The sequence below is a fragment of the Alistipes shahii WAL 8301 genome, from assembly GCF_025145845.1.
Taxonomy (GTDB): Bacteria; Bacteroidota; Bacteroidia; order Bacteroidales; family Rikenellaceae; genus Alistipes; species Alistipes shahii.
In genome coordinates this window covers 2948567-2960921 of record NZ_CP102253.1, presented here as the reverse complement: position 1 = coordinate 2960921, position 12355 = coordinate 2948567, and the positions used below count along the sequence as shown (strand labels likewise).

The following is a 12355-nucleotide window of genomic DNA, read 5'->3' as shown; positions in this document are numbered from 1 at the left end:
TACGACGAGGCCGGTTCGACGAATCGGCCTCGTCGCTTTCAGAGCGTAAAAACCATTGCTATCGGATAGTGATCCGAAATGTAAGGCGCCCCGTAATCGCCGTCGAGGGTGACGAACTTTCGACATTTCATCCTGCCGCGGTAGAAAAGATGATCGAGAATAATCGTGTCCGGAGCCGATCCGAAACCATTGAATGTTCCCTTTTGATCGGTTTCCGCCGCTGTATCGCGTGCCGAAGCCATCAGTCTGGTCAACGGCTTGAGATGCGGATTGTCAATGGATGTATTAAGGTCTCCGCCCAAGATAACCGCCGCTTTCTTACCGGCAATCTGTCGAATCTTCGTCACGATCAGTTTCACGCCCTCCTCACGGGCAATTTTCCCTTGGTGGTCGAGGTGAGTGTTGAAATAGAAAAACTCTTTGCCCGAACTCTTGTCGCGCAATTCGACCCATGTTACCGTGCGGTTGCAGGCGGCATCCCATCCGCGCGACACGTTGTCGGGAGTCTCGCTGATCCAGAAGGTGCCGCTGTCCAGCAGTTCGAACCGGTCGCGGAGGTAGAACACCGCCATCGTTTCGCCGCCTTCGGCCCCGCCGTCACGATCTTCGCCGACACGGGCATACCGGGGACATTCGGTGTCGATGTAATACAACTGGTCTTGCATGGCTTCCTGCACGCCCATCACATCGGGAGCCTCCTGCCGGAGCATTTGCGCCGTGGCGTGACGACGGTTCGGCCAACTGTTGTCGCCGTCGCGCCCCCAACTGGTACGCATATTGAAAGAAATCAGTTTGATAGATACTGCATCCTGACCGGCCTGGACCGAGTTCGAGAAACAGAACGCAAGCAGCAAAAAAAGCATTGTCTTTTTCATCGGAATATTTATTGGTTCGTTGCCTGATAGATTTTACCATTTATTTTGATTCTCAGATTCTTCCATTGCGGCGGCAGGACAGACGGGCGCTGCACGAGACCGTCCGCCGTAATCTCCAGCCCGCCGAATCCGAACAGCACGGCCTGCAACATGCCGCCCGCACCCGTCATGAAATAGGGATTGCCGCTGGTGGCCGTTTCGGCAAACACCCCGAACGGCGGCCGCAGGTTGGGCAAGTAGGAGCGACGGAACATTTCGCAGGCTTTTTCGGCCATTCCGAGCCGGGCATACTGAATCGCAAAAACCGAGTAACTCATCGCCGGACCGTTACGCGGATCGATTCGGCGCTCGTAGTATTCCAGATCGCGCAACTGAGCTTCGCGTCCGGTCACGATGCCCAGCGGATAGCCCAGCAGGTTGGCATCGGCCTGTTTGATCATCTCGCCGTCGTAGCCGGCATGCTCGCGCGTCGTTCCGTCGGCGAAGTGCGGGATGCGAAGGCCCGCGGCTACCGCACTCCACTGCGGATCGGGACGCTCGCCGCAAAGCTCCGCCGCAGCCGAAGCGTACTCCAGTGCCCGGCGGGCCGCGCCGTTGGTAAAGGCATTGTCCGTGACGCCGACGGCGTATTCGTTGGCTCCGATCACATTGCGGATCGAGTAGCTGCCGTCGGCATTCGCCGTAACGCGATCGCACCAGAAACGTGCAGCCTCGCGCATCAGCGGGAAACCCTCGCGGCGCAGCCACTCCCGGTCCTGCGTCACACAGTAATAGTTCCAGCTGGCGATGGCGATATCGGCTGTAATATGATGTTCGAGCGGACCGGTGAGGGCAAAGGTCGGCGTAGCCTCCTCGCCCCGGTCATCCCCTTCCCAGGGGAACATCGCGCCCCGATAGCCGTGGGCGTAGGCCCGACGACGGGCCGCATCGAGTCCGTCGGTTCGGTAATCGAGCATCTGGCGCGCCAGGCAGGGCCGGAGCACCAGCAGCGCCGGATACATCCAGATCTCAGAATCCCAGAAGATATGACCGTTGTAAAAGCCCCGGGCCGAAAGGCCCATCGGCGGAATACTCCGGCGACTGCCTTCACGGATAGAGCCGTAAAGGTTGAACAAGGCGAAACGCACATCCAACTGTGCCGTGGGATCGCCTTCGATCTCGATATCGCCCTGCCACAACTCCGCCCATTTCCGTTCGTGTGCCGCAACGAGTTGCGCCGCTCCCTCCCGGGCTGCATAAATAGCCTGCCTTTCCGACTCATTCCACGGGTCGGCGAAAGCGGCTGTAGTACAGATTGTTCCCACAAGGGAGAACGACGCCCGGCCGCCCTTGCGCAGAACAATCCTCACGCTTTCCGGTGAGACCGCTTCGCACCCTTCACCGCAAAGGAAAGTCGACGAAGCCACAATATGGTCGCGGCCGCGGTTGTAACTGCCGGAAGTGCGCTGCACGGCAATACGGCTGCCGTCCTCACATCCGACCGTGCGCGACTCCCGCAGGGTGTCGGCGAACTCTCCGGGAACGGTATGACCGTTTGAAAAAAGAACCTCTGCATCGCGTTCCGCCGTCACTTCCACCTCTGTCATAAGAGCGTAAGGCATGTTCCGCAAGGCCCGTATACGATAGACGACCGTCACACCGTCCGTTGAAAAACGGGTCGTGTGCACTGCACGCCGCATATCGACCGACTGATGCTGTGGACGGATCTCCGACGGATCGAATCGATGACCATCGACAGCCATTGTCAACCCCAGCGGATTGATCCCTTCCAGAATACGACTCACATCATCTCCGAACCCCGGCTCATAACTCCCTCCCAGAATCACAGAACCGAGGGCAAAAGGCTCCCGATCCACGGCTACGCCAATTTCTCCGTTGGCCATGGCGACGGCAAAATAATCAGCCGTGGTATCTCGTGCGGTAATTACCCACCCTTCGCTGCGGGCATCGACCGACAGCGGAACGACCGCCAGCAGCACGACCCAAAAAACAAGTCTCATCATGGTTCTATTCATTTACGGGAACAAACGTCACGGCTTGCCCGCCACGGGCAGTCATTGCAATTTCGAGCATATCGGCAGAAGTCACGGTCCGTTTTTCGATGCGATAGTTTTCGGGATTCTCCGCAGAATCCGGAGCGTCGGCATAGATCGTTGCAGTATAAGTCATACCGGACTTCAGGAAGCCGAGTTTCTGGGTCAATGTCCGGGGCTCATCGTTCGTGCCGGCGCCCAGGAAGAAACTGTCACCCGCACGGCGTACGACGACAATATATTCGCCGGGTTCACCCTGCAATGCTTCGGACCAGTCACAGTCGGCATCGAAATCCCGGAAGAATTGGAAAGCCGGATGTCCCTCGTAGTTTTCGATCAGATCGGACGCCATCTGAAGCGGAGAATAAATAATCACCCAGTTGGCAATCTGACGTGCCAGCGTAGTCTTGATACAACACGAATTGTTGTCGCCGTTCCACTCCTGCATTCCGGTTTCCCGGCCCCGGACGCGCGAGTAATCAAGATCGAATACCCCCGGCGTATAATCCATCGGACCGCTCAGGAGCCGTACGAAAGGCAGTGTACAGAGATACTCCGCGGAGTTCCCTTCCGACCATGCGTTCCACTCCATGCCGCGTGCCCCCTCCCGGGTCATCATATTGGGCCACGTGCGGCGAATGCCCGTATCCTTGATCGGCTCGTGGGCATCGATGACGATCCCATAACGGGCCGCCGTCTCGACGACACGCTGGTAGTGCCGCACGCCATACTGCGAGTGGTGGAGCTGGCCGTCCCTGAAGCCTCCGGCATATCCCGTTTTGACGGCATGCACACCCAATCCGGCATAGCGCTGCATAGCCGTTTCCAGAGCCGCTTCATATTCAGGAATATTACCACCCGTTTCATTGTGCATCCACAACTCGATGTTCTTCTCCCGGGCATACGCGGCAATGCGGTCGAGATCGAAATCTGCATAGGGCTTCACATAATCGAAGTGCTGCGTTTTACCCCAGTTCTCCCAGCCTTCGTTCCACCCTTCGAACAACACTCCCTGAATATTGTTCGCCGCTGCGAAGTCAATATGACGCAGAGCATTCTCCGTCGTCGCTCCATGCCGGGGTCCCATTGTCCATGTATGGGTGCCGAGATGCAGTCCCCACCATACGCCGATATATTTCTGCGGTTTGATCCACGAAGTGTCAGCAATCTTCGAAGGCTCGTTCAGGTTAAGGATCAGCGACGAGTTGATCAGGTCCACCGCTTTGTCTCCCACTTGGATCGTCCGCCACGCCGTCATGAATTTCGAGGGAATACGAGCCTTTATACCGTCAGGCAGCGGAGCCAACTCGGCTTTGAAGGCCAGCGAATCGGTCCGGTAGAGATTCATTTCGGGGAAATCGTACAGCGCCGCTTCGTGAATCGAACCGTATGTGCCGTCCACACGGAATGTGAAAGGCGTATTGGCGTTTTCGACGGCCGAAACCGGCAGTTCGCGATACAACAATTCATAGGTGTTGAAATTTCCAGGAATCGACCACGACACGCCGTCTTCGGCGAAGCGGAATTCGGTCAGTTCATCGGTGACGGTCAGCGAATCGAGGTCCGGCACCTCCCATTCATAGCGGAATGCCACACCGTCGTCAAAAGCCCGGAAACGAAGCGTCAGCAACACGCCGTCGTCGTTTTTCAATACCGCCGTCATTTCGTTGTGGCAATCGCGCAGGATTTTATTTTCGCCCCACGGCTGCGTCCATGTTTCGTCCACGGACCTTTTCACAATCTCCCGTACCGAAAAGCCGCCGGCGAGGTTCCGTTCTTGCACCACGAGGCCCAAGGCAGAAGGAAGGATCAAAGGTTTGCCGTCGCGTTCGACGGTATAGGCCATGCAGCCGTCGGCGCCCGTCACGAACGAAAGGCGTGTGCGCCCGTCGGGAGAAATTATCTCCGGATTCCCGCCGCATGCAAACAGAAGCAAGCACACACAGGACAAAAACAAGTTCCGGAACGAGAACTTCAAAGTTTGGTTCATGCTAAATTTATTTAAATGAGGTTATTGTAATTTTCGGGCTATTTGCCGGTCATACCTTAAGGAAAGTGTTTTTTCGATACAAGAAATAGAGAAACAGCCAGCAGAGCACGATATAACCTATATCGTAGATCACCGCCCCTACTGTTTCACTGCATTTGGAAGCAAGTCCGCCGACGAAAAAATCGGACGCATAACGCAGTGGAATAATCCGCTGCGCCATATAAATCGTAATGGAATTCAATCCGATAACCCGGAAAACGAACGTCCATCGTTTGTACCCGCACACGTCAATCAGGTAATAAAACAAGGCGGTCATCCCCAGCGAATAACCGGAGACCACGCAAGTGAACGAACTGCTCCATAAATTCTTGTTGACCGGCATGATAAGATTCCAGCACAAGCCCGCCGTCGTGATCGCCAGTGCGGCGACGGCCATATAGAACGCTTTCCAAGAGCCAGAGAGCCCTCTCCGGCCATCGAGCAAAAATTCGCCGGTGAACATTCCGAATAGAGCCGATACGACTGCCGGCAGGGTGCTCAATATCCCTTCCGGATCGAATGCCCCGTAAAGGATGTGTCCGGGAAGGTACTGTCGGTCAATCCATCCGGCCAGACACCCCTCCACCGAAAGCGGATCGGCACCGACCGGAGCATCGGGGGCTACGACCAGGCCGAGCAGCAGTGAATAGCCTATTAGGATAATCCCGGCAACAGCTATCCGAGTTCTCACGCTGCAATACACGCAGAGCAGTGCGGCGAACATCCAGGCCAAGCCGATCCGTCCCAGCACGCTTGCTATGCGCAACGAGGAGAAATTGAGCTCGAACAACCCGTTATAAACCATTCCCAACAGGGCAAGAATCAGTCCGCGGCGGAAAATCCGGTCCAGAATCCGTTTTCTGCCGAATCCGCGTGCACGCTGTTTGGCCAGCGAGAAGGGGAACGCCACGCCTGCGATAAAAAGAAACAGAGGAAAGATCGTGTCTTGAATCGTTAGTCCATTCCACGCCGCATGCTGCATCTGCGACGCAAGCATATCGGTAAAAGATCCGGGCCACAGTGCGCACAACGAGGTCACGAGCCCTGAAAAGCCCATAATAAAGAACATATCAACCCCCCGCAGGGTGTCCAAAGATAAAAGTCGTCTGTTCGGGTTCATCATCGCAGTATATTTAGCACCGGTAGACCGATTTATTCGCCCGTTCCATCGAAGAAATAGGAGGCGTAGCGATAGCCGCATTTGTCGTAAAGTTTCCGGAATACCGTCATGCGCCGGGTGAAATCCCCGAAATCGCGGCGGTCGCAGGCCCATCCCACCTCCGCTAATGCGGCCAGCCGCGGCAAGGCCATATGCTGTGCATGGGCAAAAGAAGCGATATATTCCGTCCATATATTCCCTTGTACTCCCTGAATACAGGATTGTTCCGCTGAAGAAAGACGGTCATAGGGATCGAACGAATAAACCTTACGAACCGGCACGTAACCGCCGATACCGAGTGGTTCGAGGCGCTCCGGCTCCTGCGTCTGAAAATAATCGAGATAACAATGCGTGTTGGGGGTCATGATCACCTGATTCCCGGCCTTGGCAGCGGCAACGCCGCCATCGGCACCGCGCCACGACATAATCGTAGCCGTCTTTGAAATCCCTCCTTCGAGTATTTCGTCCCACCCGATCAGATTGCGCCCCCGGGCGTTGAGCCATTTTTCAATCCGATGGACAAAATAACTCTGCAATTCGTTTTCATGCTCTAACCGCTCATTACGGATACGCTGCTGACAGGCGGGACAGCTCGTCCAACTCTGTTTGGGACACTCATCCCCGCCGATATGGATATATTCCGAGGGAAACAGTTCACACACCTCTGCAAGCACGTTCTCCATGAATTCGAACGTCGAATCCTTGCCCGCGCAATAAACTTCCGGGAATACGCCCCATCGCGTCCGTACCATATACCCCTCACCGGCACACCCCAGCCAGGGATAGGCCGCCAGTGCCGCCGAGGCATGTCCCGGCATTTCGATTTCAGGGATGACCGTAATGAACCGTTCGGCCGCATAGGCTACGACGTCACGAATTTGTCGCTGCGTATAGTATCCTCCCGAAGGTATGCCGTCGTAGATATTCGTATTGCGTCCAAGGACTGTTTCGGCACGCCGTGACCCCTCTTTCGTCAATCCGGGATAATGCCTGATCTCGATACGCCATCCCTGGTCGTCGGTCAGATGCCAGTGAAAACGGTTGAGTTTGTGGAGCGCCAATATGTCGATGAACGTTTTGATCTCGTCAACCGTGAAGAAATGACGGCAGCAGTCGAGCATGGCGCCGCGATAAGCGAAACAAGGTTCATCCTCCACATGCACTGCCGGAAGTCGCATGCCATACTGCGAGATAAGTTGACGCAAGCTCTGCAATCCGTAGAAGAGTCCCGAAGGGGAACCGCCCGTCACGGCGACACGCCCTTGGCCGATGTCGAGCGAATAGGCCTCCGCCCTGAGCGCCGGATCGATCCCGAGTACGATGCCGCTTTCGGAAATTCCGGAAACTTTCAGCCGAAGTCCATGTTCCCGGCAAATATCCCGCACAAAGAGTTCCGCGACACTCCGCAACGCTTTAGCCCCGCCGGGTACAGCGATCCGCGATCCGGCGGAGAGCACCGCTCCTTCGCCAGTTGCGTAAGCGATGTGCTGAGGCATGGGAACGATCGCGGGAGAATCCGCCGCTCGGGTTTCCGTAAATGAAACAGCAAGCGCCATGACGGCAAAAAAAACATTTTTCATATCGGTATGTTTTAGAACGGTTTCAGGGAATGTTAGGGGTGTCCCACACCCGGGTTTCCACGCATCGGACGAACAGGGTCTCCGTACCCATACGGATCCGGAAATCGCCCTTTTCGAGCCGCCAGCGACCGTCATAACCGACAAACGCCAGATCGGATGCCGGTATCGAAAGCGTCACCGTACGGGTTTCGCCCGGTTCAAGGGAGATCTTCTCGAAATTGCGCAGCCGGATCACGTCAGGCGTCAGGCTTGCCACCAAATCGCTCGACCAGAGCAATACGGCCTCCTTGCCCGCGCAGTCGCCTGTATTGGAGATATCGACCGTGAACGAAAGCGTATCTCCGGCCCGAAATTCCGTAAGGTTAGCCCGCAGATTTCCGTATTCGAATGTAGTGTAACTCAATCCGTGGCAGAAAGGCCATTGCACGTCCATCACGGCATCGTAGTTGTATTCGCCCTCCATCGTACCCCTTTTCTGACAGGGTTTGTAGTCATAGGTGGCCAACGCATCGGGCCAGCGCGGATAGGTAAAGGGAAGCCGGGCGCTGAAGTTCGCATCCCCGGCAAGCAGATTGGCCAGTGCGTCACCCCCGTAATTGCCGGGCAGCAGGATATCGACGACAGCCTGCGCCAACGGCTCTATATCGCCGATCAGACGCGGCCGTCCCTCGTTCAACACCAATACGAGGGGTTTCCCCGTAGACGCCAGTTCGCGGACCAGTTTTTTCTGGTTTTGCGACAAGTTCAGATCATTCATGTTGCCCGGAGTTTCACAATAGGAGTTCTCGCCGATGCAGACGACAATCACGTCTGCATCGGCCGCTGCCGAGACTGCTTCGCCGATTCCCCGCACACGCTCCACCTGCCAATTCTCCGAGGGGGTGCCGTATTCTACGCCTGGAATCCAGGTAACATGATCGAATTTACGCGCCAAGGCCTCGTAAATCGTATTGTAACGATCTGCAAACTCATCGCAACGCTCACCCTGCCAGGTGTAAGACCAGCCGCCGTTGAGACAGCGCATGGAATTGGCATTGGGGCCGGTGAGCAGGATACGCGCCGACTTCGGGAGCGGTAGCAGACCTCCGTCGTTTTTGAGCAGCACCTCCGACTCTTCAGCAGCTTGCAAAGCCACGGCGGCGAATTCATCTCTCGCGAAACGATCGAACTTCGAAGTGTCCGGGAACGGCTCTTCGAACAGCCCGATGCGCATTTTCAACCGCAAAATCCGACGAACGGCATCATCGATGCGTCTTTCGGAAACCAGCCCTTCCTCGACCAGTTCACGGAGATAGACGCAGAAATCCCGGTCCAAAGGGACCATGGCCATATCGATCCCGGCATTTATAGCGATCCGAACCGCATCCTTGCGGCTCTCGGCGATATGATCCCGCTCATATAGATTGTAAATATCATTCCAATCCGTAACGATCACCCCGTCCCAGTTCAGTTCTTCCTTCAACCACCCCGTGAGCAACTCGCGGTTGGCATGAAAGGGCATACCGTCGTTGTTGGACGAGTTGACCATCAACGACAGCGCCCCGGCCCGGATACATTCGAGAAAGGGGGCAAAATATTTTTCGCGCAGGGCGTTGCGCGTAACGGACGAAGGCGTTCGGTCCTTGCCCGACACGGGGACGCCGTAGGCCATGAAATGCTTCAAACAAGCAGCCACCCGATACATCCCGATCCGATTGGGATCATCGCCCTGCAAACCGCGCACGGAAGCCGCCGCCAACCGGGAATTGACACAAACATCCTCTCCGTAACTCTCCCACATCCTCGACCATCGGGGATCGCGTCCCAAATCCATCACCGGCGCAAAATTCCACGGAATGGCACAGGCACGGGTTTCATAAGCCGAAATCTCCGACGAACGGCGCATCAGTTCACAGTTCAGCGCGGCACCCATGTTGATCCCCTGCGGAAAAAAGGTTGCACCGCGGGTGTAGGAAGCACCGTGCATTTGATCGACACCGTAAATGCAGGGAATCCCCAGGCAGTCGAGCGAACGACGCTGAATCCTACCGATAATCTGCGTCCATGCCTCCCGGGACTGCGCCTCATCGAACGGTACGTTGAGAATCGACCCGACTTTGTAATGTCCGATGACCGTATCGAGCAGCTCATCGCTGATGAACGGATGCCCGGAATCATTCATATCGGTCACCATGCTGACGGTCAACTGACACATTTGGCCGATTTTCTCTTCAAGCGTCAGGCGGCCGAGTATCTTTTCAATCCGGGTTTCGATCTTCGCATCGGGCCGGATAGCGGGCGGCACTGCTGCAAACAGCGCATTGCAGCCCATACAAATCAACAAACAAGCTATTATTTTCATTGCATCAGAATTTGAGTCGTCGCAGGGGCTCCTGCGGTTTCAGTACGTCATGCACCTTGCGCTCGGAAGCTTTGGCGACAAAAGGCAGCCGCTGGACAATGTCGTCGGCAGAACGCCCCAGTTCGGCCATATAGCGCCCCGAATCGACGACAAACGCCGAAATACGCTCGTCGAACGAGGCCAGATCGGCAGCCGCGAAACGAAGGGTCAGCGCCTGCGACTCCCCGGGCTGCAATTCCCGGCTTTTGGCAAAAGCCCTCAATTCGCGCACGGGCTTCGGCAGCGCCCCTTGCGGGGCTGCAACATAAAGTTCAACGACCTCCCGTCCGGCGCGCGAACCTGTATTGGTTACACGGAGCGTTACCGCATAATCCGTCCCGGAACGCCTGACGGCCGCATCCGTCCACTCGAAGGTCGTATACCCCAAACCATAGCCGAAAGGATAGGACACCGCCTCCGGAGCATGGGTCGAGAAATAGCGGTAACCCACCCAGATATCCTCCTCGTAACAAGTGAATCCCAGGTTTCGCAGGTGCCGTTCCGGGGCGTCGTCGGCCCAATCGCCGCAGCGCCCCCGATAGTCGAGCGGAAAATTCTTCGATGACGGATGATCCGAATAATCCGCCGGAAAAGTCATCGGCAGCCTTCCCGAAGGCGATACGCGGCCGCTCAAAACATCAGCCATGGCATTCCCGGCTTCCAAACCTCCCTGCCAGGCCAACAAGATAGCGTCGGGAAGTTCCTTCCACGACATGGTTTCGATCACGCCGCCGATATTGAGCACCACGACCACCTTCTTACCCGCGGCATGAAACGCCGAGCAGACCGATTCGAGCAGTTCCCGTTCGGCTTCCGTCAGGTAGAAATCCGATGTAGGACGATCGTTGTATTCACCCGAATTGCGGCCTAAGGCAACGATGGCCGCATCGCTGTCCGCCGCACGCGAAGCGATGAATTCCGGCGTCAGCGTCGTTTCGGGGACAAACCACTTTTCGCCCAAATAACGCAGGGCGTTCTGCTCCGCGAGCAGTGCCTCACCGAAAGACATGTATTTTGCATAGAGATCTGCCGTACGGGTGTTAAGCCGGAATCCGGCGTTGCACAAACCTTCGTCCAAATCGACCGTATAGGCTTTGTTGACGTGTCCGGCGCCCGTACCTCCGGCAATGCAGTCATAGGCATTGACTCCGAACACCGAGAGATTACATCCTGCGGCAAGTGGTAAAGCAGCGCCTTCGTTGCGGAGCAAAACCATGCCTTCCGCTGCCACCTGACGCGATACGGCAGCATGTGCTTCCAAGTCGGGAGTCTCCGACACGGCTTGTTTCCGGAAACGGGGCGTCCGCAGAATATATTCGAGTACACGGGTCACACACCGGTCAACATCCGCCTCGGCGAGTCTCCCGCTGCGCACCGCTTCTACAATCTCTCTCGCCTGAGCCGGTTCTCCCGGCATCATCAGGTCGTTGCCGGCATGTACTTGTGCCACGGTGTTACGTTTTCCGATCCAGTCCGACACGACAAGACCTTCGTAGCCCCATTCGTCGTGCAGAACAGTGGTCAGCAACTCGCGGCTCTCCTGCGTATAAGGTCCGTTGATACGATTGTAGGACGACATGACCGTCCACGGACGCCCCTCCTTGACGGCGATCTCGAATCCTCGCAGATAAATCTCACGCAACGCACGTTGCGACACCCGGGCGTCATTCTGTAAGCGCATCGACTCTTGGTTGTTGGCCGCAAAGTGCTTGACCGAAGTCCCTACGCCTTGCGACTGAATGCCCCGCACCATCGCCGCGCCGCATTTGCCGCTCAGCAACGGGTCCTCGGAATAATATTCGAAATTGCGGCCGCAGAGCGGATGGCGGTGGATGTTCATACCCGGACCGAGAATCACGTCGCAGCCATATTCGAGCACCTCGTTACCCATCGCTGCGCCACAGCGTTCAATAGCCGCCTCGTCCCAGGTCGAGGCGAGCATCGTGCCGATCGGAAAAGCCGTACAGAAATAAGTCCGTGCATCTCCTGCACGTTCCGGATCGATACGAAGGCCCGCAGGACCGTCGGCCATCACCGTTGTCGGAATGCCGTAGGATTCCAAAGAGCGGGTAGTTCCGGCCGAACCGGGAACTGTTTTCAACGTGCGGCCCGTTACAGCGCCCTCGCCAGCGTAACCCTCCATTGAGGTTCCCACCAGCAGGCCGGCCTTCTCCTCAAGGCTCATAGCCGCAACGATCTTCCGGACCGGAGCCTCGCCCAACCGGGGCTTTGCAGACGGAACCGCCACGACCAGCGTCACGGGAAACAAAAACAGTGCGATCAGTAGTTTTTTCATAAA

The 12355-nt window shown here is 56.5% G+C and carries 7 protein-coding genes; all 7 read right to left on the bottom strand.

All coding sequences use genetic code 11. The annotated features are described in order from the left end of the window. Positions 1-38 precede the first annotated feature (38 nt). The 7 genes from NQ492_RS12370 to NQ492_RS12340 are packed head-to-tail and all read right to left on the bottom strand — an operon-like array spanning position 39 to position 12352. Positions 39-875, bottom strand: coding sequence for an endonuclease/exonuclease/phosphatase family protein (locus NQ492_RS12370; RefSeq protein WP_009599127.1), 837 nt, complete (start codon positions 873-875; stop codon positions 39-41). 8 nt (positions 876-883) lie between these two features. Next, a complete protein-coding gene (locus NQ492_RS12365; RefSeq protein WP_015546734.1) occupies positions 884-2878 on the bottom strand; it encodes a glycoside hydrolase family 65 protein in 1995 nt (664 codons plus the stop codon). Positions 2879-2882: 4 nt separating this feature from the next. After that, the gene (locus NQ492_RS12360; protein WP_015546733.1) at positions 2883-4898 is read right to left on the bottom strand and encodes a glycoside hydrolase family 97 protein; all 2016 of its coding nucleotides are present in this window, start codon (positions 4896-4898) and stop codon (positions 2883-2885) included. A 49-nt stretch (positions 4899-4947) separates the two neighbouring features. After that, complete coding sequence (locus NQ492_RS12355) at positions 4948-6057, bottom strand: acyltransferase family protein (RefSeq protein ID WP_014775057.1); 1110 nt, start codon at positions 6055-6057, stop codon at positions 4948-4950. Between the two features lie 32 nt (positions 6058-6089). Further along, positions 6090-7676, bottom strand: a complete 1587-nt coding sequence (locus tag NQ492_RS12350) for a beta-N-acetylhexosaminidase (protein ID WP_014775056.1) — start codon at positions 7674-7676, stop codon at positions 6090-6092. 22 nt (positions 7677-7698) lie between these two features. Further along, the gene (locus NQ492_RS12345; protein ID WP_015546731.1) at positions 7699-9987 is read right to left on the bottom strand and encodes a glycoside hydrolase family 3 protein; all 2289 of its coding nucleotides are present in this window, start codon (positions 9985-9987) and stop codon (positions 7699-7701) included. A gap of 34 nt (positions 9988-10021) precedes the next feature. Then, positions 10022-12352 carry a beta-glucosidase family protein gene (locus NQ492_RS12340; RefSeq protein ID WP_015546730.1) on the bottom strand — a complete coding sequence of 777 codons (2331 nt, stop codon included), beginning with the start codon at positions 12350-12352 and terminating at the stop codon, positions 10022-10024. Positions 12353-12355 lie beyond the last annotated feature (3 nt).

Coding starts and splice junctions, on each gene's coding strand:
- NQ492_RS12370 (WP_009599127.1), bottom strand. CDS start 875: ATGAAAAAGACAATGCTTTTTTTGCTGCTTGCGTTCTGTTTCTCGAAC.
- NQ492_RS12365 (WP_015546734.1), bottom strand. CDS start 2,878: ATGATGAGACTTGTTTTTTGGGTCGTGCTGCTGGCGGTCGTTCCGCTG.
- NQ492_RS12360 (WP_015546733.1), bottom strand. CDS start 4,898: ATGAACCAAACTTTGAAGTTCTCGTTCCGGAACTTGTTTTTGTCCTGT.
- NQ492_RS12355 (WP_014775057.1), bottom strand. CDS start 6,057: ATGAACCCGAACAGACGACTTTTATCTTTGGACACCCTGCGGGGGGTT.
- NQ492_RS12350 (WP_014775056.1), bottom strand. CDS start 7,676: ATGAAAAATGTTTTTTTTGCCGTCATGGCGCTTGCTGTTTCATTTACG.
- NQ492_RS12345 (WP_015546731.1), bottom strand. CDS start 9,987: ATGGGCTGCAATGCGCTGTTTGCAGCAGTGCCGCCCGCTATCCGGCCC.
- NQ492_RS12340 (WP_015546730.1), bottom strand. CDS start 12,352: ATGAAAAAACTACTGATCGCACTGTTTTTGTTTCCCGTGACGCTGGTC.